This is a genomic window from Paenibacillus sp. SN-8-1, from assembly GCF_050995535.1.
In the GTDB taxonomy this organism is placed as follows: domain Bacteria; phylum Bacillota; class Bacilli; order Paenibacillales; family Paenibacillaceae; genus Fontibacillus.
In genome coordinates, this window is sequence record NZ_CP194782.1 from 2,352,341 (window position 1) to 2,376,688 (window position 24,348).

Below are 24,348 nucleotides of genomic sequence, written 5' to 3' on the forward strand. Positions count from 1 at the left end.
AATCTAACAATGTATTTTAAGCGGTTAAGGGGTTGGTGTACCCCCGTTGGCATTCAAAGTCTCTCCTGTAATATAGCTTGATTCCTGACTTGCCAAGAACACGAAGGCGGGAGCCATTTCAGCAGGCTGTCCCGGGCGGCCGAGTGGTGTATTCGAGCCGAATTCTGCTAACTTCGAGGTTGGTTGGCCTCCGGCGACTTGAAGCGGCGTCCATACAGGTCCTGGAGCCACTACGTTTACCCGAATGCCTTTGCTCGCGACCTGCTGGGCCAGAGCTTTACTAAAGGTATTAATTGCCGACTTCGTAGTAGCATAATCCAGAAGAATAGGCGAAGGCTTATACGCCTGTATTGAAGAGGTATTAATTATTGCGCTGCCCGGCTTCATATGTTTCACCGCTGCCTTGCACAGCCAGAACAGGGAATACACATTCGTCTTAAAAGTGGCATCGAACTGCTCTGTCGTCAGATCCGCGATATCCTCCACGTATTGCTGTTTGCCTGCAACGTTGGCAAGTATATCAATTCCGCCAAGCTTTTGGGCCGCAGTTGCAATGAGCTGCTCGCAGTATTGCTCATCCTTCAGATCTCCCGGTAAGGCAATCGCCTTCCGGCCGGCATCTTCAATCAGCTTCACGACCTCTTTAGCATCCGCCTCTTCCTCCGGCAAATAAGAGAGCACCACATCTGCCCCCTCACGGGCAAAGGCAATCGCCGCCGCGCGGCCAATGCCACTGTCAGCCCCTGTCACTACGGCTTTGCGTCCGGTCAATCGACCCGTTCCCCGGTAACTGGTCTCCCCTGCGTCGGGTTGTGGGGTCATCTTCTCTTGAAGACCCGGCTCTGGTTGTGTCTGCTTCCATTCCGCCGCTGCTTTTGGATATTGTGTTGCTGGATCTTGCACGCTGTATTGGTCTTGATCTCGCATGATCAATTCCTCCTCTTGGCTACGTGAATAGGATTTAGTCATCAATGTAAGACACTAACTCTACTCTTTGTAACCAGGACTCAGGAGGTTTAAACTTGCTGGGCTAACTTTCGGATTTCCTCGCTAAGTCTGCCATTCACAGGATATACACTTTCCAGATAGTTAAGTATACGAATGGCCGATTCAGGAGTCTTATTGTACCCTGGCATCATGTCTCCAAGAACACTCCCAAACTTAGGGAACCGCTTCTCAAGGCGTCTTTCATTTCCGAAGGGGTCGGGATAATAGTCTTCTTCCTCCTCAAGCAGGTGCAGCACAGATAGAATAGAATCAATGGCGTAGCCTTGAACGAACCTCATCGCTGAAAGCTTCTCTCCACGCGCGTACCGGCCAAGCCCAACGTACAGATTGGTTAAAGCTTCGTTCAATGGATAATCAAGTTGATCCTTTCTAATGCTCTGGATTAGTCCAGAATTGTTATTATCGATTAATAAATTACCTGCTTTAGGGCTTCTCCAGACGATACGCCCGGCCTTGTAAGGAATATTTTTTAGCTCATCCACTTCAAACACCGCGAATTCCCCGTAAATACCGTCTTGGAACAAGATTTTGTAGCCATCATCCGTATTCTTGAAATAATAATCTAAAGGCAACACGTCCTCAAGCCAGTCAAGGCGGTCAATAAATCTCTGTTTGCTGCCGGGCTCTACAATAACGAAGAAGTCAAGATCCGAGTACTCATCCATACGATCCAACTCCTGACCTACTGAGCCCACCCCAAGCAGAACGAGCGCACCTTCCTTTTGTCCAAGTGAATCACCAATATGATCTAGACGTTGCAGCAGCAATTCCGGTTGTGGCATACGAATCTTCTCCTTATTTTGAATGCAGAAAAAGGGCCAACCTCATTATGGATCACGAGGTTGAACCCTTTGGTTGCATTGCCTTTATTTGTATATATAAATATCATAATTTTAATGGCTGAGTCAACAACATATACATTTCAATCCCTCCTGCATTGGACATTCAGCAGCTGACGCATACATAACCACCCTAATATCGGAGCGCTTCCAAGAGCAAGCAGTACCCAGGTCAGTGTGGACGGGGTTCTGCTGATTGATACGACCCAAATGAAAACAAGCGTCCCTGCTATGCGACCGGCCATGATGCTTAGCTCTCGTAATACGACCAGTTCGACTCTCTTCTCAACATTAGCGCCACTTGAACCCATTAGATCAAAGCCCGCGGATACCATGGGCAGGATATAGAGCGGCATGAACAAGGAGGTCCCAATGCCCCAGATTAACAGCGTACTATAGTTGACATGCCATAGCATGGGGAGAATAACGATCACGAGCAGCACCGATCCAACCAGCATGCCTATATAACGATACCTTGGTTTGAACCATTTGCCGGCAAGCCAGAAGCTGCCGAGTGCCACTGCGGATGTAATAAAAGAAAACTGTCCCAGCTTCGATTCCTGAGTTGTGGCGACATAGACAAGCAGATTTATTAAGAAAGAGAACACGCCTTCCCGCAGCCCTTGGGCAAATAAGCCAGGAACGGCAAGTCGCCACGGGTCACCTTTAATTGTTAATCTCCGGAATGGCTCCAACCACTCGTAGGTTCCCGCCACCTTGCGTTTTTTCAAGAAAAAACTAAGTAAGACACTGATGGCGTATATAACCAGTGAAATGGTGAAAATGATCCGGTACCCTTGATCGTCCTCTAATCTCGATATAATCCAGCCAGATAACAAAGGACCTACAATGCCTGTGACAGAGCCGAGCAATCCTACCCAGCCGTTAAATAAATCACGATTCTCAGCATCCGTCACTTCAAAGTAGACCACATTGAAAGCAAGCCAAAAAAGTCCGAGTGCTGTTCCCAGCAGAATACCGAGCGGCCAGATATAGTTAACGGCTTCCTTTCCCGCCCATAAAACCAGCAGATAGAATAATCCAGTTATTGCTGTTCCCAATCGTAATGCATTCATTTTGTTATGCTCTTTCACCCATTTCCCGGCCACCCAAAAAGTCAGCCCGAGTGCAAGCTGCTGACTGATTGTGAACCAGCCGATCATGCTATAATCCTGTCTGCTCTTCCATAAGTATATATTCAGGAACGTTCCCGATAGCGCTCCAGCAAGCACAAATAGTCCATTCACGCTAAGCAGCAGAATGGACTGTTTGTTAAGCGATATCCTCATGGTAACCCCCCTTTTTACTTAGACCTCGATCCTTCTTCGGAATAATATGCCCCATCTCCTGAAATTTACGCTGGTGCTTTAGCAGAAGAAAGTGTATTATGATTACCTGTGTGTTTAATTCTATATCCACGTTCTTAATTTTTTTGTAAAAGGGGTTTATTCAACATGACCAGACATAAATTAGGCTTCTGGATCCTTACCGCCTTGGTGGTAGGGAACATGGTCGGTTCTGGAATTTTTATGCTGCCTCGATCATTGTCAGAAGCGGCAAGTCCTGCCGGGGTCATTCTGGCCTGGGCAGCTACTGGACTTGGTGTGCTTACGCTCGCACTGGTCTTCGGTAGTCTCGCGGTCCGCAAGCCTGAGTTAAGCGGGGGACCACAAATCTATGCCAGGGAGCTTTTCCGAGAGGGATCGCACGGTTCGATATTAGCCGGATTTATGTCCACCTGGGGATACTGGGTCGGCAACATCGCTGGTTTTGTGGCAGTCATCACGACCTTTGCCAGCTACCTGTCCACCTTCTTCCCTGTTCTTACCAGTGACAAAGTATGGCTGGACTTCGGAGGCTTCACGTTAAAAGCTGGGAATACCTTAACCTTCCTCGTATGCTCGGTACTGCTGTGGGGAACAAATGCCATCTGCCTTAAGGGAATGAATAGCGCCGGACGGCTGAATTTTATCGCAACGGCAACTAAGGTCATTGGCTTCGCATTATTTATAGTCATTGCTCTGTTTGCTTTCCAGCAAAGCAATATCGGGCCTTTCCTGGCACCGCGGACGAATGAGGGAGGGGAGACGATTGGCCTTCTCTCTCAGGTTAATTCTGCGGCAATTGCAACCCTATGGGCTTTCATCGGTGTTGAATCCGCTATGGTATTCGCCGCCCGGGCTCGCCGCAAGCAGGATATCCGCCGGGCAACAATTGCAGGGCTTCTCATCTCCATCGTGCTGTATGTCGGGATCAGTATTCTGACCATGGGCCTGCTGACACAGGACCAATTGATGGCTTCCCAGAATCCGCTCGTGGACGGCATTAGCGCGGTGCTCGGACCTATTGGCGGCAAGCTGCTGGCTGGACTTGGACTCATCAGTCTGCTGGGCTCCACGATCGGCTGGGTGCTGCTAAGTGCTGAAGTGCCATTTCAAGCGGCGAAGCTGGGTGTCTTCCTCCCGTCTTTCTCCAGGGAGAACAGCAAGGGGATGCCAAAGGTATCGCTATGGATCTCCAACCTGCTGGGGCAGATTTTGCTGCTGTCTACAATCTCGGGTTCCATCTCAGCTGCTTTTGACTTTATCATTCATATTGCTACGCTCGCCTATTTGGTCCCATATTTGATCGCCTCCATTTATCACCTCAAACTGACCTGGACTGGTGAGACCTATTTACTGCGCAAGGAGCGTGTAACGGAGGGCATGATCGCAGCATTGGCAGCCATCTACTCTCTATGGGTTATCGTAGCAGGTACGGCGGATCTGATGACGTTCGTGCTTGGGCTTGCCTTGATTATCAGCGGTATCCTGTTCTATCCTATCCTGCTGAAGTATAGGCGGAAATTGACTAACAAGACTATGTAAGACAAGCATCTCCAAGCAGGTTTTCTAAAATCATGAAGCAGATCCCCCTCTCTGAATACAGCTCAGAATAGGGGGATTTTTGTCAATACGTTATACGAATGTCCGAGTAATAATCACGAGCAAAATAAAAAGAACCAAGATTGTGCCCACGGAAGTAAACATTCCACCACCGTAACCTCCAGCTACTTCTCCCATGCTAACACCTCCCCCTTTTCCATCTTCAGTAGCATCATATGTATTACGGCTGTCAGTTCGACAGTGTCATATTCATCAATTTAAAAAAACCGCGATTACGCGGCTTGAGCTTAACGGATCAGACGAGTCTCCGATAAGCGTGTAGCTTTGGCTAGATAAGTTGCTAAGCCTGGCATGAGCCGGACAAGTCCTGGGTACAGTCGATTGACCTTGGCAAAAGCCAGCTTTTGGATGGTCCTTGCTCTCCTGAGAAGCTGTGTGAATTCACGTCTTGCTTCCTCTGTGTATTGGCTCTTCCACTCGCTGCAGCTTATTCTCCCTTTCAAATACTCATCTGTTGAACGAGCGCATAACAGCGAGGAGCGTAGTGCAACAGACATTCCATCTCCGCAAAGTGGCGGTATGACAAGCATGGCGTCACCAATGTGCGGGAATTCGGACCAGGGCTCAGGCCTGTCAGACAAGCGAACTGGTGCAACCGAAACCTCAGTTCCGGAAATGACTGTTCCTTGAGCAAGCCTTTCCGCTAATTTCGTATTGGTCCGGGAGGCTCCTTCCAGAATTTCCGGTACTGACTTGCCAAGGCGCTGAACAGCATTCAAGCTCAGAAAAGCGGCAGCATTCGCGAGTCCGTTCTCAATTGTCGAAATACCAACATACCCTCCGTTACAAAAATACAACTCGACCTGAGAAGAGACATTAATGCCGCTGTAATGTGATTTGACACCAACATAGACGGGTTCATCCTCACGTGAGTTAGAAGAAGACATCCCCCTCGGCCTCTTGGTTCCATAAGCACCGATGACAGCTTTGGCTTGATACCGTATCGGCTTCCCCCCTTGTCTTGTGACCACTTCATATAAATCATTGTCAAGCTTGTGAATGTCTGTCACTACCGTATCTGTAACTATTTCAGCCCCCGCCTTAGATGCGCTCTCATGAAGGAGCTGATCAAGTGTATAACGGCTAATTCCAGCAGCATGTCCCGGTAAAGGCACTTCAATCTCTCCGCCATAAGGAAGGATAATGCGGGCCTTATCCATGGCTGTTGGCATAATCCCTTGACTATGTGGCTTCACACCCAGATAATCAAGCATTTCCCTCGTCTCCGGGGACATGAATTCGCCGCATGTCTTATGGCGGGGAAAGGTCTGCCGATCCAGCAGCACCGTCTTGTGCCCCTGCCTGGCAAGCTCTAGCGCACAGCTGCTGCCAGCAATCCCCGCACCTATTACAATCGCATCCAACTGGTTCAGCATATGTGTTCACCTGCCTATAAGATTGCTATAGTTCCTTGCTCCCGGTACTGGGAATCACAACGCAATACCGGAACATGGGCATCCAGGTATATGACATTGTATCCTGGTTCAACTTGGTCTTTAATTCCCGCCATTCTCTAGCTTTGAACCCTTTGGCAACAGACAGCGGCCCATCATGACGGATATAGCGATTGCGCGAAATCATCCGCGTCATCAACCACACCGCGGTATAAGATATCCGGTGCCTATGTATATCGTTAATAACAACCCCATATTGGGATGCTCTAATCATATGGGAGACCATCTCAATCAGATCATCACCGTCAAAATGATGAAGGAACTGCGAACCTGTTACGATATCAGCGGTTCCCTCTGCCAGTTCTTTGACATTGCCCTGCTGTACTTGTACCCTTGGCTCATTCTGGAACAGAAGCCTGGCTTCATTACAGGCCTCTTGGGTCATGTCAACAAGTGTGATTTGAATTGAAACACCTTGTTGATCCGCCCATCTCAGCAGCTTCATATTAATGTCACCCGAACCTGCGCCCACATCAAGAATACGAAGTGCCGAGGGGCTTCCTTTCATTCTCCAAAGCTTGTCTACTCCGTATAGAATAGGCCCTGCCGCAGGGAAAATCGCATTGAGCCGTCTCAAATGCTGCAGGGCTTCACTTAGCTCTTCCCCTCCCATGGAGAAGTCATCCATAAGCTCACCTTCCCGGGCCCGCTGCGTCAGCGCTCTAAAGAAGGACATGATCCTGCTCCTTACCTGCGGCCGAATAAGCTGGCATGTAAGCGAAGCGCATAAGCTCAGCGGTGAGGCCTGGTCCGAACGCCATGGCGATCCCTTCTGCTCGGTCCTGATCCAGCGACCTCAGCTCTTCACGCATGGCGTCCAGCACAAACATGATCGTTACGGAGGACACATTGCCCACAGTTCTGAGTATTTCCCTGCTATATTTAGTGTGATCCTCAGTAAGGTTCATGACCTCCTGAACCGAATCAACAATACCCCGGCCACCGGGATGGATCGCCCAAAGCTCTGGAAGCTTGTCTCCTTCAAGAAGTACAGCGAGCTCAGATTCGAGGTGCGTACCCAGCAGCTTCGGAATTCGCGGCGACAAATACAGATCGAATCCGGTATTCCCCACTTCCCATGTCATATCTTCTGTGGAATCCGGCAGCAATACGGAATAACCTCTGCCAAGGTCAAGGTAATGCTTATGTTGGGGCTCGGGTCTTCCTATGACACAAGCTGCAGCAGCATCACCAAAGAACGACGCCGCAAATAGAGCTTCTCTTTCCTTGGCGGGCTGAAAGTGCAGACTGCACAGCTCCACGCAGACAACCAAAACTTGTGACCCGAGGGCTCCCAGAACGACATCTCTTGCCATTTGAATAGCCTTGAGACCTGCAGCACATCCTTGGAAGATAAGCGGTAGCCGGTTAATTCGAAGCGACAATCCCAAATGCCGAATCAGCATTACATCTAGTCCCGGCAAATATTGACCAGTGCAGCTTACTGTAATCAGGTGCGTAAGACTCTCCGGTGAAACCCGGGCATCCTTCAGAGCCTTCTCAGCCGCTTCAATCCCAAGCGGAAGCGCTTCTCGCTTATATGTATCCATGCGTTCCTTGGTAGTAGGGATATTGGACTTGTCACCAGCAGGTAAATAGCGGCACTCCTCAGGGGAGCCAAGGTAGGCGGGTTCACAGGTATAACGCGTCTCCACTCCGCACGATCTGAAGACTCTTCTTGCAAAACGCGCTAAGTCTGGACTGTCCTGAAGTGAATAAGCAATGAATTCAGCGATATCTGGCTGTGCAATTGAATGAACCGGCAGGGCCGTTCCAATCCCTAGAATAACAGCCTGGGAAGAAGTGATCTTTGGCGTCATGTACTAACCTCCTGATATAGATGGAAACTCCAAGGAAATTATTGTATCCCTATAATTAAGATAACCCGTTCACACCAAGCTATATCCAAATGGAATGGATTTAACAAAAAACAAAGCGGCTGCCGAGTGAAATCGGCAGCCGCTTTGCATTGCAGCGATATTAATGTGTAGTATGTTCCGCATCATACTCGCTGGATAATTCCTTCAGCGATTTGATTTTACCATGGGGATGGACTTGCTGCTTACGTGACTTCCAGGCAGCTTCTTGTCTTCGCTTCTGATCAGCCATTACAGGGATCCTCCTTTGGGCTTGCGCTTAATATACTACACGGTTAGCTTTCTACATTGGGGTAGAAATCATTCCATTACGCCTTCAGCACTTTCTCCAAAAAGCTGATGGTACGCTCATGCTTCGGACTGCCAAATACTTGCTCTGGCGGACCTTCCTCAACAATATAGCCACCATCCATAAAGATGACGCGATCGGCTACCTCACGCGCGAAGCCCATTTCATGCGTAACGATCATCATGGTCATACCTTCGCGGGCCAAATCGTTCATCACGCCGAGTACCTCCCCGACCATTTCAGGGTCTAGGGCTGATGTCGGCTCATCGAACAGCATGATGTCCGGATTCATCGCCAGGGCTCTCGCAATCGCCACGCGCTGTTTCTGACCGCCGGACAGCTGGCTTGGATAAGCATCCGCTTTATCCGATAAGCCTACACGGTCTAGCAGCTTGAGTGCCGTGGCACGAGCTTCCTCTTTGGTCTGCTTGCCCAGCTCGAGCGGGGCGAACATGATGTTGCGAAGGACGCTGAAATGCGGGAACAGGTTGAAATGCTGGAACACCATGCCGATATTCTCGCGAACCTTATTAATGTCCGTCTTGGGATCGTTAATATTCTGGTTGTCAACGATTACTGTCCCGCCCGTAATGTCTTCCAATCGGTTCATACATCTAAGGAAGGTACTCTTGCCTGAACCCGAGGGACCGATGACGCAGACTACCTCACCCTCCCGTACCTCCATGTCAATTCCTTTCAGAACCTGATTGGCTCCATAGCTCTTCTTAAGACCTTCTACCTTAATTTTACCCATGGCGCACCTTTCCTTCCAGACGGCTCGAAATTTTGGTCAGAATTGTAATGACAACAAGATACATTACGGCAACAACGAGCCAGATATCAAATGAGGCAAAGGTTCTTGCGATGACGATTTTACCCGATTGTGTCAACTCCACTAGACCAATTACCGACAGAATGGATGTATCCTTCAGCGTGATCACCAGCTGGTTGATGAATGCAGGGATCATGACGCGGATGGCCTGTGGAATAATAATTTTGAACATGGCCTTCCGATAAGGCAGACCCAGAGATCTTGCCGCCTCCATCTGCCCACGGTCAATGGACTGGATTCCCCCGCGAATAATTTCCGTCACATATGCCCCGGCGTTTAAACTAAGCGTTAGAATCGCAGCCAGGAACAGCGGCATGGTGAAGCCAAAAGCCTGCGGGATACCGAAGTAGATAAAGAAAGCGAGTACAATCAGCGGGATACCCCGGAACAAATCCACAAATACGGTAGCGATGCCTCTTAACCATTTGTTCCGTCCAACCTTCATGAAGCCAAAAATTAATCCTAGAATAAATGCAAAGAATAGAGAAACTATGGTATACAACAGCGTATTACCCAGTCCCTTCAACAGAGAAGGCAAGGAATCCTGGATGAGTCCCCAGCGGCTTTGATTCGCTGGACTTGCCGCATTTTTGCCGAGGTACTTATCCAATATCTTCTGGTATTCCCCGCTTGCGCGCAGATTAGTTAAACCGGCATTGAACTTCTCAAGCAGTTCCTTGTTCATGCCTTTACTTACAGCGAACCCGTAGGAAGCACCTTTCTCCTTATCGGTAACCGTCTTCAATCCGTTCTTTTGGTTCACACCATAAGCAAGAACCGGATAGTCGTCAAAGCACGCAACAGAGTTACCTGTTTTTACGTCATCATACATTTGAGCGGAATCATCAAATGGTACGATCGTAAATCCATACTTGGAAGCGACGGATTCAGCGAAAGTATAACCCTCTGTGCCCGTCTTCACGGCAACCTTCTTCCCTTTCAGATCTTCATACTTAGTGACGTCATTATTGTCTTCGCGTACTGCCATAATGACACCTGAATCAAAGTAAGGGTCTGAGAAGTCAAATTTCTGTTTGCGTTCCTCCGTAATACTCATACCGGCGATTACACCATCAACCTGATGAGATTCCAAAGCCTGGACAGCCGCGTTAAAGCCCAGGGATTTGATCTCGAACTTGAAATTCTGATCCTTGGCAATCTCTTCCATTAATTCCATGTCAATTCCTACGAACTTGCCATTTACATCCTGGAATTCAAATGGGGCAAACGTGGTATCCGTACCAATTTGATAAGTTTTGCCCGAGGCCGGTGCTGCCTCAGCAGTTACTGTCGCATATGGTAGTCCAGCGATACATATGAACAGCAAAGACATAAAGATTAAGAACGTGCGCATTGTTTTCATTTAAGTCCTCCTCTTGTTCATCCACATCTTATGAATGTTACCCAATAATCATTCTTTGCTAAACAGGTACTGACAAATTCAGTATCATTCCTGCTTTGTCAGGAATGATTAACGATATAAAATGCTGCCTTATCGAAAATTTATATCATATATCAGATCAATTTACTATTTCCAAAATCTTGCGTTTAACATTAGTCGAATCCAATTCTTCAACGAAAAAAAGGTTCCTTTGACAGGGAACCTTGATAATCTTACCCTAAGTAGTTCATTTAGAAAGTTTGGATATATTGTTCAGACCCACCTTCCGAGTAGAGGACTTACTCAGAACAGTGTTTAATTTCTCGGAGAACATGAGCATAGCTGCCGCACAGATAAAGATATAATAAGGAAAGACGCTAATGCTCCAGCCCGAAGCAAGAAGACCCAGGAGTGGGGGCATGAACGTACTGCCTGTATAGGCAACCGCCATCTGATAGCCCATGATCGTCTGGGAATGCTTGGTCCCAAATCGTACGGGCGTTTCATGCAGCATACACGGATAGATGGGAGCTAGTCCCAGTCCCACAATCATAAATGCTGCTAATGAGAATGAAGCCGGCAAGGGCAGGACTAGAATGATCCCTCCTAAGAGCGTCGTAACTTGACCCATGCGGATGAGGTTACGGTTGCTAACCTTAAAGGTGATGAAGCCTGTAATGAGCCGGCCAACAGTAATGCCTCCGTAATAGAAGGAGACCCAGCTTGCCGCCTCAGCCGCCGGCAAATTCTTGAGACCCACTAGAAAGCTGCTCCCCCACAAGCCAAATGTAGCTTCAACACCACAGTACAGCAGGAACGAAACCATGGCCAGCTTGACTCCTTTTATCTGAAGCGGTTTCGTAGAATTCGTAACTGCCTCGTCAACGTCCTCCTTGTCATCGATTCGTCCCGCTTCCTGTTCCAAGGAGTCCGCCCGGCTCTTACTGGCCACACGGTCCCATAGTGGAATCGAGACAAACAGGATAATAACCAGAATTCCTTGAATCCCGGCAACTGTCAGGTAACCCTGCCTCCACAAACTCTGTCCTGATATGAACTGGGCCATAATAACAGGACCTAGTGTAGCCCCAACTCCCCAGAAGCAATGCAGCCAGCTCATATGGTGGGCTTTGTAATGAGCCGCAACATAATTGTTCAGACCCGCATCCACGGCCCCGGCGCCTAATCCAAGTGGAATGGCGCACAAAGTTAACCAGATCAGCGAGGGAGACAGAGCAAAACCCGTTAATGCCGCAGCTGTCATCACACAGCTGACTAGGGTCACCTTTCCCGTACCAAATCGCCGAAGAATAGCTCCACTCACCAGGCTGGACACAATTGTCCCAGCCGCTACAATCATAAATAACAGTCCCGCAGTTTCAAGTGGTGCGTTAAGATCGAGCCGCATGACTGGCCAGGCCGAACCCAACAGGGAATCGGGCAGACCCAAACTGATGAAGGCCAAATAGATGATAATTAAGAAGAAAGTAGCCAATGTATTCCACACCTCTAACCGTTATAATTAAGTATTTACTGTGATACCATATTCCTTATTCCCAGTGTCTGCAGACCAAATAAGTAATCCTGTGTCCAGTCACTTGCCGTAAGTTCGGGCAGATTCTCCACTGGAATGTAAGTTGCGGTGCGAGCAGCAATCTGACTGAGCATGTCTCCGCTCACCTCATCCTGACAGAAAATGATGGTATGAGGATTGACGATGGCTGTATAGGCAGCGACCAATCGGCTGATCGCGTCCACCTTTTGACTTTGAATCAGCTCCTGACTCAGTTCTCCACCCAGACTCATGGCTTGCTGAAAGTTGCGATCGTCATACAATGGAATGAAGGACACTTCCCCGGAAAAAAAGGTACTCCCCCTCACCAGTTCACCGTTAATAAGTATGCCTGATCCAGGGCCATTCTGACCAAAATACAGATAAATTAATGATGATTGCTCCTGACGCCGCTTGGTATATTGATATCCAAGAACCGCAGCATTCATGTCGTTCTCAACAACGACTGATACCGGCAGCTTCTCTTCCAAATAACTCTTAACATCCACATTCTGAAATTGTTCATAGCCCGGTATGTAGAGAATGCGGCCATGATCAACCACCCCTGGTACTCCAATCGAGGCAGAACGAATCTTTGGATACCTTGAGATGATATCTCCAACTTGATTCGTCAGGCCGTCCAGGTCTTCTGTCAGAACACTCGATGTTATTCCCTGCTCCTTAATCTCACCCTTGCAATTAAAGATCGTATAGTGTGTCTCCATCTTCTCCAGAAAGATGGCTAGACCGAGCTTATACTCGGGATTGTATGTATATCGCTTCGCTCTTCTCCCCCCGCTTGATTCATCCATACCGGCAAGAATGATCTCCTCATCCTTCTCCATTTGTGACATAAATTTACTTATTGTCGGGAAGCTGACTCCCAACTTTTCCATAAGCTCCGCCTTGGTCGCACTTTCAACCTCGAGAAGTCTTAAACGAATATCACGAAGGATGGCCTTTTGAATCTCCTTAGGATGGGTAGTCAGATCACTCAAATTTATACCACCTTTAGGCTGGATTAACTTAATTAACACTTTAAATAAGTTACCGTGATAGTAGCAAAAATTAATTTTATGCGCAAGCTTCCTTTTTTAATTTAAGTGAGGTGGACTATGTTAAAATATGGACTTTCTTATAGCCCATTTTCCAAAGGAGAGGATTACAATGAGCCATTACTTGTTCAATCAATTGAGATTTGTACGAGACTGTACGTTAAAACAGGTTAAAGCGATGAGCGAGGAAGCAACGCGCGAAGTGCCACGGGGATTCAACAACAATATTCTATGGAACCTTGGGCACATTCTTCTTGTTCATGAGAAGTTCTCTTTTGCACTTACGAATAACAAAATGGAGCTACCAGAGCATTTCGCAGAATTATTTGCCCCTGGCACTAAGCCGGAAAACTGGGGAACGCAAGTACCAGGCTTGGATGAAATATTGCTACTGCTATCTAAGCAAATCGAACGGATCGAGCAAACCTTGGGGCAATGTCTGGAAGATGAACTCGTGAAACCGATTGTTACTTCATCTGGTCTTGAAATATCAAAAGTTAAGGAAACGCCTTAGTTTTTGTTTGTATCATGAAGGCATGCATTTTGCAGCGATTAAAGCCATTAAACAGCTGTTATAGTACCTCGCGACTTGTGCAAAGTATTAGAACAAGCTCAACCCAACATGGAGCAGTCTCCACCCGCGGTAGCTGCTCTATTCTCATTAAGCTATCTGGAAATGATAGCATAAAGAACCGCCCTCTTCTGGGGCGGCTATATTTTGTCTGAACATCAACATTAAGAAATAAAAAAGCTGCCTAGGCAGCTTAGTACTTCAATATTTATTGGCTATCGGAACCTAATGTGGATACCTGCCAAGTTACACCGAACTTATCGGTTAATTGCCCATACAACGGACTCCAGAATGTTTCTTGCAGCGCCATAATAACCTGGCCACCGTCCTGTAGCTTGTTGAAGACTTCTTCGGCCTTCTTGGCATCGTTAAGAGTTAATGCGATCGTAACTTGTGAACCAAGCTGATATGGTTGTCCCGGGAAGTTATCAGACAGCATGAGATCCGTATTGCCTACCTTCAGATGTGCGTTCAGCACAAGGTTCTTAGCTTCCGGCGGTGTAGGATGCTCTGGATTGTCAGGCATATCCCCAAAAGTCTGTACTGACAGCACTTGGGCGTCTAGAGCAGCTTCATAAAATTTCACAGCTTCTTGTCCATTACCATTCGTTACTAGATAAGGATACATTCCTACGATCATACCGCACCTCTTCTGAATTATTTGGAATACAGAACAGACATTCCTATATCATTTTACTGTATTTTCCATAGAGGTGCAAGCACCCAGCTACCATTACAACTTACTGGTTATACATCCTTAGCATACCGTTCATCTGGGATTTTGGTCAGAACTACATATAGACTTGAAGGCTCGCTTCCTGTATTGGAATAAGCGAATAGCTCCCCGCCGTCAACGCGGATTACATCCGTTTTAGCTACTTGAACCACTTTGTCATCCATTGTCATCGCCCCACTGCCCTCCACAACGAGAATATAAACATCGGCTCCGGGATGCTTGTGGGCAGGCAGAGACTGACCTGGCATGAAGTGAAGCATGAACACTACATTTTCACCTTGTTTGAACAGGATTTTCTTGGTGAACGACTCGCTGCGGTACTCCGTATAATCAGCTAAAGTTTTCTTTTCCATTTCTGATTCCTCCTATAGTTCAACTGTATTCTTGTTCAAGATCACGCACATCATTCGGAAATGTTCCGGTCCTAGTTGATGAATCACCGAGGGATAGCCGATTTCCTCCAGGGCGTTAGCCAGCGGCTTCGCGGGATGGGGGATATGCAGCTCCAGAATTGTACCTACAGCCGCCTTCATGGCGAATTCTATAACTTCGTGTCTGGGGTGCTCTCCCCTCAGAATGTTATTCCTGAGATCGATCACAGCAATTTGTCCATTGTACTTTATGTCCAGCATACGTAATTCCCTCCTGCTCTTCAACGATCATTTGTAACGAATTTCGTACTCACAATGGGAGTGGCCGTGTACATTACACTTGGTTTCCTTCACACTCACCCTTTTGTTCCACATCCGCGTTAAGGCCCCTTCCATGATGGCGCCCTCCAGATCACAGACCAATAACTCGAGTGGTACTTGATTCCCCAGATACTCTCTTTGAATCGATCCCATATCTTCAAATGTGAATGAATCCATGTTGCTCTCTCCCTCCTTGCCAACCTGTTCTCTACAAGTCTTATATTGCCATGTACTGTAGATAGATTCCTTGATCCAGATCAAGTTTCTGTGAAAGCATGTGACCTCTGTCACGTGGAGCAAATTGATTTAGGAGTACGCTGAGATTATAACAATCCGAATTGCTAGGAGGTGCTTGATTATGTGTCAAGTGGCTGTATGCTGTGAAGACTCTGTATCTTGCATTCATCATGTCCACGTATTCCAGAAGTTAAGTCTGGATCAGAAGAAGCTCTTAACCTCAATCGCCCAATCCGCCCCTTTGACTAAAGGAAGCTATGTGTTCCGTGAGGGAGATCGGTCGGAATGTCTGTACGTTCTGAGCCAAGGGCTCGTGAAGCTTACCAAAATCGCGGACAACGGGAGAGAGCATATTCTACGCTTCCTCTTTCCGGGTGATTTCTTCGGTCAATTCGCGCTGCTTCAGGATAAACAGCACTATGCTTCCGCTGAGGTGCTTGAATCTTCAGTAATATGCCGCCTTCACAAGGATGATTTCAGGCCTTTGCTCGAGAGTCATCCTCAGCTTACTTATAGCTTCTTAATTTCGGTGAGTGAGCAGCTGCAGCAAGCGGATGAATGGGCAGGCGCGATGCACATGATGGATGTGGAGCAGCGGCTTGCGATGATGATCGTCTACTATTGGAGAAAACAAGATCCGAAGGGACACCAGGTGATCCTTCCGGCGGCAAAAAAAGAGCTGTCCGCGATGATCGGCACCTCTCCCGAGACACTCAGCCGAAAACTGACTCAGTGGGTAAGTGACGGCATAATTGCTATGAATCAGCGTACTATTCAAATTCTTGATCCAGACCGTTTGATAGAGCTTTCCACGCAATAGTGGGAAGAAAAAAGGCTGTCGAGACTTTCTCGACAGCCTGAATCACTCATTAGAGTAAATCCATCTAAATGAAGATCCGTGATGTAACAAGGTTCATGATTAATAGAGGTTCGTTACTTTTCCAGCGGAGGAGCGCCACCAAGTAAGGAAATTCGCCACGGGCCATTTTCTTTATACTTGACAACATGGATAGCAAATCTATTAAGGCCATTGCGAAATGCATTCTGCTCCTCGGTCAATTTACCACGCAATTTCAAATTAACCTCTAAATAGATAATCTTATATTCAATAGCTCCGTTATCCTCAGTTTCTTTGAATGCAATATCAGTAAAATCCGTCCATCGCACAAAGCTTGAACCAATGACTTCTATCAAGTAGGGATCATTCAGTTTTGAACCAAATTCCGCCCAAATTTTCATGTTATCCTTTGTATCAGACCCATCAAGAAGTAATAAGGCCTCATCATATTTTTGCTCACCCAGTAATCTAATATAGTCCCAAGCTACTTTTGCCGGGCCCTCAGTAGGTGGGGTCGTGAATATTTGAAGTCCCTCTTTACTCATATAATTTGAGCGACTGTTCATGATATCCCCCTTTGGCACTGATGGAGTGACGGGTTGTGATGCAGTGACCGTTGAGGCCGGGATGTTCACTTTACTTGCAATGTCATGATTTGACTGCTTTTCACCTGTACCGCATCCTGACAGCATTACACACGTCAAGAGTGTCAATACCGTTAATTTTCTCATAATTTTCCTCGTTCTATATCTATATTAGCTACCTTCTGGAATTTGAACCGTCTGTGCGTATACCTCCATGCCTTTATGCTTGTACCATTTTGCCGTGGTATCAGCATGGGACATACTAACCTTTACATCAAACAAACAAACTTTAACATATATACAAAATTCCAACAATTACTATTTTTCCAAATAATTATATTTCATAGTTTAGTGGATATCAGGAGACGTAGGATTAACGAAAAAATCCGTTTGTTCATGTAATACGCAAATCCGTGGCTGCCACCCCCTTAGGGTTTGCAGCTTTTTTAATGCTTACATATAGAAATATGACACACCATCCTATTGAAAATAATGTAAATCAAAATTTTTAATTACATTTTTTACTATAAAAAGGTAAAAAATTTACATAAAACTATATACTTTTCGGTAAAACTGGTATAAATTGTTATCGTGTACAAAATCAATTCTACAGAAAACGTTTAAGTATAGCCAAGGAGGAGCGAATCATTGAAACGGATTTTTGCGCTTAGCTGTGGTTTTTACTTGTTAATTGGAATTACCAGTGTTGTTATGGGCTCACTGTTACCTGAGTTGTTATCCCACTATGGCCGGGGATACAGTGATGGCGGGACCTTGTTGTTCCTGCAATTTCTCGGTTTTCTGGTAGGCGTAATCGCCTCACCAGTGATGTCATCCCGCATTGGAAGGAAGATTATGCTGTTGATTGCGCTCTGCAGTATTGTTGCCGCCTGTCTTGTCATGGGATTTCTGCCATCCTGGTTGTGGATCATCATGATGACCCTACTCGTCGGGTTCGGCTCAGGTATTATTGAATCTTCCATTGGCGCATTTACGATTGAATATGCTGAAGAAGGTAAAGCCGTGGCAATGTCAAAATTGGATGTGTTTTTCGGGATAGGCGCTCTACTCATTCCTGCTGTTGTAAGTTTGTGCATCACATACGGGGTATGGCAGTACACTTTCTTCACGATCTCCGCTATAACTTTAATCTTAGTCCTCATGTGGCTTACAATGCCTGCTGCCAGCTCAAAGAGCCTCCACACACAGAACCAAACGGATTCCGTCATGCCGGTAACCAAAACTCGCTATACAGGCAGACAAGTCCGGCTGTTATCTATATTTGTAGTTTTCTTCTTCGTGTATATGGGTCTTGAGCTTGGGTTCATGAACTTCCTGCCGTCCATATTAATCGAGACGATACATATTCCTACGTCTTTTGCCTCTTTAAGCGTGACTTTCTTATGGATCGCTATGGTCATTGGCCGCCTATTCGTAGGCAGAGTTGCAGAGTCGGTCAGATACCTTCCATTTTTGTTCTGGAGTACTCTAGGCTCACTCTTGTTAATCATTGCTATGGCACTAAACTCAAGTGAATGGGCTACCTACCTGCTGATTTTCGGGATTGGAATCTTCATGTCCGGGCTGTTCGCTATCGCTCTGGTCTACGCCAACTCACTTATCCCAGGAATGACCGAGAACACAACCAGTATACTGATTGCTTCGGGCGGCATTGGGGGAGCGATTCTACAATATGTTATCGGATGGAGTATGACGGAATTGCCGGTTACCTATTCCCTTTGGATTTTGGCCGGATTCACCCTGATTATGCTTGTGGCAATCGGGTTCTCTCATCAATGGAGTCTGGGGAACAGTCGTATGGGCAATCAAGTTATGCAGCAAAGAAACGAAATATAAGGTCAGCGTAAAACTCAGTCATTTAGGGAGGTGATGCCGAAGTTAGCCGAAGTGAGCTAATCTCAGCCCTTAGCCGGGCAGTTTATCAAACTGAATTTTGGAGGGATGATTATGCAGACATTAACTAAAGACCGGTTCAGATTTGGCAAAGGAATCCGGTTAATCGACGATTCAGGTGTAGAATATTTGGACGGAGTATCCGGAACTTTCAATCTTTCGTTAGGCTATAATCACCCCCATGTTGTCCAGAAGGTACAGGAACAAGTTGAGAATCTAACACATATGTCATCTACATTTACCGAGCCTTATGTGTACGAAGTTCTGGCACACCTTGTAGAATACGCACCCAATTGGATCGACGCTGGCTGGATGAGAGATATTACCGGGTCTACTGCGAATGAATGTGCGACCAAGATTGCCCAGAAGTATACCGGAGCTACGGATATTATAAGCTTATTCCTCTCTCATCATGGCCAAACCCAGTTCGCAACCGGAATCTCGGGTAATGCCTTCCGGCGCCGGAAATTCCCAAATTCCGCAGTTCCCAATTCACTGCATGTACCTGCTCCCTACTGCTATCGATGCCCTTTTAACTCTTCACAACCCAATTGCGGGTTTCAATGTATAGAAGCTATATCCGATCAAATTGAATACGCAAGCTCCGGCTCCATCGCTTGTATGATTATTGAACCTATTCTCGGAAATGGAGGCAATATTATTCCTCCTGATGGTTATTTCCAGCGTCTTCGCAAGCTGTGTGATGAACATAACATGATTCTCATCGCCGATGAGGTTCAGACCGGCATTGGCCGGACAGGCTATATGTTCGCCAGTGAATTGTTCGATATCAAGCCAGATATCATTACCCTTGCTAAGGGTTTGGGGGGAATTGGAGTGCCGGTGGCTGCGGTTCTTATGCAATCCCGTCTAAATGTTCTTGAGAAGCATGAGCACTCCTTCACCTCAGGCAGCAATCTCATTTCAGTTACCGCAGCCAAGTCCACTATGGAGGTCGTATCCGAGCCGGGCTTTCTGGATGAAGTCAAATTGAAGGGCGAAATTCTAGGAGACATGCTGGCTGAACTCACAACAAAATATCCAACCATCGGTGAAGCCCGTGGCGTTGGACTTATGTGGGGTCTTGAAATTGTGGATCGGGATGGAGCCCCTGATGTGGCAAAGGCGAATGCTATTATTGATCGGGCTTTCTCTGATCAGCATCTTATACTTAGAGGATCTAGATATGGTTTTGGAAATGTAGTGAAAGTAAGACCTTCACTTACCGTTACTGAAGATGAAATCGCTCAAATTGTGAATCGACTGGATGCTGTTCTACAAAGCGTAGGTTAACTGAACGAGGAGGTTATAATCATGCTTGCACTAGTGTATAAATCTGCCTGGGACGTTGCTCTTGAGGAGAGACCCGTACCAGAAATCACAAGAGATAATCAGGTATTGGTACGTATTCATGCCACTGGGGTATGCGGCACAGATCTCGGCATTGTTAGCGGAAGATACCACGCATCATCTTCAATTATCCTGGGCCACGAGTCTGCGGGAGAAGTAGTAAGTATCGGCAGCGCTGTAAGTACCCTTAAGCCAGGTGACCGGGTCGTCATTGATCCTACCTACTACTGCGGTCACTGCGAGATGTGCAGAACCGGCCGGCAAAACCACTGCTTGCACAAGGCAGTTACTGAAACTGGTGTTAGCGCGGATGGTACCTTTACCGATTATTATATTACTGAAGATCGGTTTCTATATAAATTAGCGGACCATGTCACCTATGAGGAAGCTACGTTAACCGAGCCGCTGAGCTGTATTCTGACTGGAATTAACCAAATTCAGCTTCTCCCTAATTTCAGAACAATTGTGCTGGGTGCAGGACCGATCGGTATGCTGTACAGTTATGCCCTTGCTTCCAAAGGCGTTACTGGGAGCATTGTTGATATTTCAAGAGATCGCCTGAAAATGGCAAGTTCTATTACCCCTGAACGCTGGCAGACCCATGAATCCTTCGAGTCAGCTATTGAGGCTCTGGCTCCTTCCAATCATCAGGTTGACCTTATCGTTGACACGACAGGTGTTGTCGGCACCCAGGTCCTAGCCAATCTTGCACATGGTGGTTATCTAATGCTTGTAGGCTTAAGAGACGGGATAAGTAGCTTTAATCCAAAAGAGATTGTGGACCGGAGTCTTAAAATTATCGGTTCCATAGATTCACTTGGCACCTTCTCTACCGCGCATTACATGATTGAGCAGCATATTGTTCCTGCCCAAAAAATTATTACTCATACTTACCCGTTAGATCAATATATTGAAGCCTTCTCCGCCTTAGGCTGTGATTTGAACGAAAAAACCCTCAACCCATCTTCCCAGGCAATTAAAGTTATTTTACAATCCAGCTAAGGTAATCTATTTCACTGTTAAGGGAGAGATGAGTTTGAAGTCAACAGATGAACACAATTGGACCCAGGATTCAATAGAGGCTGTCATATTTGATATGGACGGTGTACTCGTTGATAGCGAACCCATATATTTTGATATCGAGCGTGCCTCCTTCGCTCATTTTGGCGCCTACCCAGACGAACAAGAACATCATAGCTATGTAGGTGTTACGTTGGAGACCATGTGGCAGCGTGTTCTGGACAAGCATCAGCTGAATCACACCTTGGAACAAGTCCTAACTTACCATAAAGCCAACGTCATGAAGACCATGGAAAACCACACCAACCTCAGACCTATGCCTCATCTCGAAGCCTGGTTGGATTGGCTTGCCGAAAAGCAGGTTCCTATAGCCGTCGCCTCCTCTTCACCCAAAATATTGATTGATCTGATTATGAACACGACTGGCCTTGGCCGCTATTTCAGCGTCAGGGTATCAGGTGAGGAAGTCGCTAATGGGAAGCCAGCACCTGATATCTTTCTTCATGCTGCCAAACTGCTTGGCGTTGAGCCCTCAGACTGCCTTGTCATTGAGGATTCACGTAATGGTGTGAAAGCAGCCAAAAGTGCAGGAATGCGCTGCATCGGATACAACAATCCGGGCTCAGGTAGTCAGGATTTATCCTTAGCCGATCTGCAAATTTCAGGGTATGAACAGCTATTGGCTCTAAGAAATACGCTCCCGGTTCGTTCACATTCTATTGGCACGGCAGAATCTAACACTCTTGTGACTGCACCTTCAAATCTCTAGGCTCATAAGACAGGAAAGGAACTGCCCTCTCAGATCGAGAAGGGCAGTTCCTTTCTAGTAGAGCTGATTTCAATTAATTTAATCAATCTAACGCCCCAAGCAAAAAGGCACACCATTTTTGGCGTGCCTTTTATATATCTAGATAACTCGTTATTCATTCTCCATCGTGCTGATGTTGATGACAAACCGATACCGTACATCTAAAGCCAATACGCGCTCCCATGCTTCGTCAATCTGGTTAGCGGAAACAAGCATTTCCTGAGTCTCGCGAATTCCTCCGATCATCGAACCAGCGAACGACCGGCGATGACCAATCAGTGAGAATACGTTAACTGACAAAGGCTCAGCTGGCGCTCCGACATTGACCATAGTACCATCCAGAGCGAGCAGCGAAAGGTATGCACTTATATCAATTTTTGCGCTGACTGTATTTAAAATGAGATCGAATGAGCCAGCCAGTGTGCGGAAAGTCTCTGGGTCGCTCGTGGCGTAATAATGGTCTGCGCCCAGTTTCAAACCGTCTTCTTTCTTCTTCAGGGATTGAGATAGAACAGTAACCTCCGCCCCCATGGCATGGGCAATCTTCACAGCCATATGTCCAAGCCCGCCTAGTCCAACAACTGCAATCTTCTTGCCCGGCGCAGCTCCCCAATGACTCAGCGGCGAATACGTTGTAATCCCGGCACAAAGCAGAGGAGCGGCGGCATCAAGTTCAATGCCGTCAGGAATTCTGACCACAAAATCTTCAGTTACAACAATATGGGTAGAATAACCCCCTTGTGTATAGTGGCCATATCTGTCAATAGCTCCGTAAGTACCCGTATTACCTTCAAGGCAGTACTGCTCTTCCCCGTTATGGCAATTCACGCACTTCCCGCAGGAATCAACCATACAGCCTACCCCTACCCGGTCTCCTACTGCGTACTTTGTGACTGAGGAACCAACCTGCGTGACAATGCCTGCGATCTCATGTCCAGGTACGAGAGGATAGTTCACCGGTCCCCACTCACCGCGGGCGGTATGGATATCAGAGTGGCAAATCCCTGCGTATTTAATCTCAATGAGTACATCATGGGCTTCTAAATCTCTGCGCTCTATTGTGGTTAGTTTGAACGGTCCTTCCTGGCTAAATACAGCACGTGCGTTTGCAATAATCATATATTTACCTCCTAGAATTAATTTATGGTTGATTTGTGTTAACAAGAGTTTAAATTTCACATAATTCTATAACTTGAAAGTAGCTGGGAACGAGTAAGCATGACGTTTCTTAGTAAAATAGTTGCAAAACTTATTACTAGCGATAGCAATCCCACTAATACAACATATGGCGTCCCCATTATGGATATAAACAACCCGCCTACTGCCGCACCAAGGGTTGTCCCAATATTACAGGATGATAAAAATAATCCATTTGCGAAATCAGGCGCTTCAGGAGCCGCTGACATCATCAAATATTGATTCATGTTCGCCCCTATGCCAGCTAGAATACCCCAGATTAATGTAATGATGGCCATCGGTATACTAAACTGCCCGAAAAAGAATAATAGGATGTACACAGCTCCCGTAACCAAAGGAAACGTAACGATGGATTTCATGGCATTATTAGTAAGTAATCTCCCCGAGACTACGTTACCAATTATATTAGCTCCACCATATAAAAATAACATTATAGTAATCGCATTAGCTGATATATTCGTAACCTTTGTCAGATACTCAGCTAAGTAACTATAGACGCCAAATATAGCTGAATTGAGCAATATGATTGCCGAAATGGAAATCCATGTGACTGGCTTTGCTAGTATTGCTAATTGTACTCCGTAAGATTGCCTTTCCTTAACAGGCATTGAAGGCACAAACAGGAATGTAGCCAAGAAAACTACCAAGTTTACAGCCGCAAAGCAGACCATCGCCATTTGTAAAGACAACGTACTTTCAATAAAGCTTGCGATAGGTACACCGATGACCATACCAGCAGATACGCCAATAAATACTTTCGAAATCGCTTTTGGTGCTTCTTCTTGACTTACCGAGCCAGCAGCAACGGTAAAAGCTAACGAACAATAAACCGGATGAAATAGGGCCGGGATCACACGAGCCACTAGAGCAAGCGTGAAGTTATTAATGAAAATGGAGACCAAGTTCCCCAGAACGAATACCCCTAGTACAAGTAACATAACCTTCTTACGGTTAATACCTGATAACAATAAGGGCAAGATGGGTCCGGACACAGCAACGGCCAGGGCAAAAAAGCTTACCAACCATCCAGCTTTCGATATACTAACACCAAAGTGTTCTGCAATCGAAGGCAATATCCCGATAACTCCCATTTCGGTGCTTAAAATACCAAAGACTCCAAGCGTTACGATTAAAATTATCAAATGATTACGTTTAGCCAACCAAACACT

26 protein-coding genes are annotated in these 24,348 nt (G+C 46.5%); 7 read left to right on the forward strand and 19 right to left on the reverse strand.

Going from position 1 to position 24,348, the window contains the following annotated elements:
* Positions 1-24: 24 nt before the first annotated feature.
* The 3 genes from ACRRNK_RS11210 to ACRRNK_RS11220 form a co-directional block, all read right to left on the reverse strand.
* On the reverse strand, positions 25-927 hold the full coding sequence (locus tag ACRRNK_RS11210; protein WP_433942838.1) for an SDR family oxidoreductase: 903 nt from the start codon (positions 925-927) through the stop codon (positions 25-27).
* A gap of 89 nt (positions 928-1,016) precedes the next feature.
* The gene (locus ACRRNK_RS11215; protein WP_433942839.1) at positions 1,017-1,790 is read right to left on the reverse strand and encodes a hypothetical protein; all 774 of its coding nucleotides are present in this window, start codon (positions 1,788-1,790) and stop codon (positions 1,017-1,019) included.
* 140 nt (positions 1,791-1,930) lie between these two features.
* Positions 1,931-3,136, reverse strand: a complete 1,206-nt coding sequence (locus ACRRNK_RS11220; RefSeq protein ID WP_433942840.1) for an MFS transporter — start codon at positions 3,134-3,136, stop codon at positions 1,931-1,933.
* 165 nt (positions 3,137-3,301) lie between these two features.
* Between ACRRNK_RS11220 and ACRRNK_RS11225 the strand changes: the two genes are divergently transcribed.
* Positions 3,302-4,714: an amino acid permease gene (locus tag ACRRNK_RS11225; protein ID WP_433942841.1), complete on the forward strand. Its 1,413-nt coding sequence runs from the start codon at positions 3,302-3,304 to the stop codon at positions 4,712-4,714.
* Between the two features lie 90 nt (positions 4,715-4,804).
* Here the strand turns inward: ACRRNK_RS11225 and ACRRNK_RS11230 are convergent, their stop codons facing one another.
* The 9 genes from ACRRNK_RS11230 to ACRRNK_RS11270 all read right to left on the reverse strand — a co-directional run bounded on the left by ACRRNK_RS11230 (position 4,805) and on the right by ACRRNK_RS11270 (position 13,175).
* Positions 4,805-4,909, reverse strand: coding sequence for a YjcZ family sporulation protein (locus ACRRNK_RS11230; RefSeq protein ID WP_433942842.1), 105 nt, complete (start codon positions 4,907-4,909; stop codon positions 4,805-4,807).
* Between the two features lie 110 nt (positions 4,910-5,019).
* A complete protein-coding gene (locus ACRRNK_RS11235; protein ID WP_433942843.1) occupies positions 5,020-6,168 on the reverse strand; it encodes an NAD(P)/FAD-dependent oxidoreductase in 1,149 nt (382 codons plus the stop codon).
* Positions 6,169-6,193: 25 nt separating this feature from the next.
* The gene (locus ACRRNK_RS11240; RefSeq protein WP_433942844.1) at positions 6,194-6,922 is read right to left on the reverse strand and encodes a methyltransferase domain-containing protein; all 729 of its coding nucleotides are present in this window, start codon (positions 6,920-6,922) and stop codon (positions 6,194-6,196) included.
* Positions 6,909-8,066, reverse strand: coding sequence for a type III polyketide synthase (locus tag ACRRNK_RS11245; RefSeq protein ID WP_433942845.1), 1,158 nt, complete (start codon positions 8,064-8,066; stop codon positions 6,909-6,911). Before ACRRNK_RS11245 ends, ACRRNK_RS11240 begins: the two co-directional genes overlap by 14 nt.
* 160 nt (positions 8,067-8,226) lie before the next feature.
* On the reverse strand, positions 8,227-8,355 hold the full coding sequence (locus ACRRNK_RS11250; protein ID WP_433942846.1) for a DUF6254 family protein: 129 nt from the start codon (positions 8,353-8,355) through the stop codon (positions 8,227-8,229).
* Between the two features lie 76 nt (positions 8,356-8,431).
* A complete protein-coding gene (locus tag ACRRNK_RS11255; RefSeq protein ID WP_433942847.1) occupies positions 8,432-9,166 on the reverse strand; it encodes an amino acid ABC transporter ATP-binding protein in 735 nt (244 codons plus the stop codon).
* Positions 9,159-10,598 (reverse strand): amino acid ABC transporter substrate-binding protein/permease, encoded by a 1,440-nt coding sequence (locus ACRRNK_RS11260; RefSeq protein WP_433946870.1) that lies wholly within the window; start codon positions 10,596-10,598, stop codon positions 9,159-9,161. The genes ACRRNK_RS11255 and ACRRNK_RS11260 overlap by 8 nt, the downstream gene beginning before the upstream one ends.
* A gap of 274 nt (positions 10,599-10,872) precedes the next feature.
* Positions 10,873-12,120: an MFS transporter gene (locus ACRRNK_RS11265; protein WP_433942848.1), complete on the reverse strand. Its 1,248-nt coding sequence runs from the start codon at positions 12,118-12,120 to the stop codon at positions 10,873-10,875.
* A gap of 35 nt (positions 12,121-12,155) precedes the next feature.
* Positions 12,156-13,175, reverse strand: coding sequence for an ROK family protein (locus ACRRNK_RS11270; RefSeq protein ID WP_433942849.1), 1,020 nt, complete (start codon positions 13,173-13,175; stop codon positions 12,156-12,158).
* 169 nt (positions 13,176-13,344) lie between these two features.
* Here ACRRNK_RS11270 and ACRRNK_RS11275 point away from each other — a divergent pair, with 169 nt between their 5' ends.
* Positions 13,345-13,746, forward strand: a complete 402-nt coding sequence (locus ACRRNK_RS11275) for a DinB family protein (protein WP_433942850.1) — start codon at positions 13,345-13,347, stop codon at positions 13,744-13,746.
* 265 nt (positions 13,747-14,011) lie between these two features.
* Here the strand turns inward: ACRRNK_RS11275 and ACRRNK_RS11280 are convergent, their stop codons facing one another.
* The 4 genes from ACRRNK_RS11280 to ACRRNK_RS11295 form a co-directional block, all read right to left on the reverse strand.
* Complete coding sequence (locus tag ACRRNK_RS11280; RefSeq protein ID WP_433942851.1) at positions 14,012-14,443, reverse strand: VOC family protein; 432 nt, start codon at positions 14,441-14,443, stop codon at positions 14,012-14,014.
* Between the two features lie 107 nt (positions 14,444-14,550).
* Positions 14,551-14,892, reverse strand: a complete 342-nt coding sequence (locus tag ACRRNK_RS11285; protein WP_433942852.1) for a cupin domain-containing protein — start codon at positions 14,890-14,892, stop codon at positions 14,551-14,553.
* Between the two features lie 12 nt (positions 14,893-14,904).
* Positions 14,905-15,171 (reverse strand): amino acid decarboxylase, encoded by a 267-nt coding sequence (locus ACRRNK_RS11290; protein WP_433942853.1) that lies wholly within the window; start codon positions 15,169-15,171, stop codon positions 14,905-14,907.
* 27 nt (positions 15,172-15,198) lie between these two features.
* Positions 15,199-15,408 (reverse strand): 4-vinyl reductase, encoded by a 210-nt coding sequence (locus ACRRNK_RS11295; RefSeq protein ID WP_433942854.1) that lies wholly within the window; start codon positions 15,406-15,408, stop codon positions 15,199-15,201.
* Between the two features lie 181 nt (positions 15,409-15,589).
* On the opposite strand from ACRRNK_RS11295, the gene ACRRNK_RS11300 reads away from it, so the two are divergent.
* Positions 15,590-16,288, forward strand: a complete 699-nt coding sequence (locus tag ACRRNK_RS11300; protein ID WP_433942855.1) for a Crp/Fnr family transcriptional regulator — start codon at positions 15,590-15,592, stop codon at positions 16,286-16,288.
* 113 nt (positions 16,289-16,401) lie between these two features.
* Here ACRRNK_RS11300 and ACRRNK_RS11305 read toward each other — a convergent pair whose 3' ends face one another.
* A complete protein-coding gene (locus tag ACRRNK_RS11305; protein WP_433942856.1) occupies positions 16,402-17,037 on the reverse strand; it encodes a hypothetical protein in 636 nt (211 codons plus the stop codon).
* Between the two features lie 501 nt (positions 17,038-17,538).
* On the opposite strand from ACRRNK_RS11305, the gene ACRRNK_RS11310 reads away from it, so the two are divergent.
* The 4 genes from ACRRNK_RS11310 to ACRRNK_RS11325 all read left to right on the forward strand — a co-directional run bounded on the left by ACRRNK_RS11310 (position 17,539) and on the right by ACRRNK_RS11325 (position 21,943).
* The gene (locus tag ACRRNK_RS11310; RefSeq protein WP_433942857.1) at positions 17,539-18,747 is read left to right on the forward strand and encodes an MFS transporter; all 1,209 of its coding nucleotides are present in this window, start codon (positions 17,539-17,541) and stop codon (positions 18,745-18,747) included.
* Between the two features lie 111 nt (positions 18,748-18,858).
* Positions 18,859-20,097, forward strand: a complete 1,239-nt coding sequence (locus tag ACRRNK_RS11315) for an aspartate aminotransferase family protein (protein WP_433942858.1) — start codon at positions 18,859-18,861, stop codon at positions 20,095-20,097.
* A 21-nt stretch (positions 20,098-20,118) separates the two neighbouring features.
* Positions 20,119-21,156: a zinc-dependent alcohol dehydrogenase gene (locus ACRRNK_RS11320; protein WP_433942859.1), complete on the forward strand. Its 1,038-nt coding sequence runs from the start codon at positions 20,119-20,121 to the stop codon at positions 21,154-21,156.
* Positions 21,157-21,184: 28 nt separating this feature from the next.
* Positions 21,185-21,943 (forward strand): HAD family hydrolase, encoded by a 759-nt coding sequence (locus ACRRNK_RS11325; RefSeq protein ID WP_433942860.1) that lies wholly within the window; start codon positions 21,185-21,187, stop codon positions 21,941-21,943.
* Positions 21,944-22,093: 150 nt separating this feature from the next.
* Here ACRRNK_RS11325 and ACRRNK_RS11330 read toward each other — a convergent pair whose 3' ends face one another.
* Both ACRRNK_RS11330 and ACRRNK_RS11335 read right to left on the reverse strand, forming a co-directional pair.
* A complete protein-coding gene (locus tag ACRRNK_RS11330) occupies positions 22,094-23,101 on the reverse strand; it encodes an NAD(P)-dependent alcohol dehydrogenase (protein ID WP_433942861.1) in 1,008 nt (335 codons plus the stop codon).
* 56 nt (positions 23,102-23,157) lie between these two features.
* Entirely contained in the window at positions 23,158-24,339 is a 1,182-nt protein-coding gene (locus ACRRNK_RS11335) for an MFS transporter (RefSeq protein ID WP_433942862.1), read from the reverse strand.
* Positions 24,340-24,348: the final 9 nt, after the last annotated feature.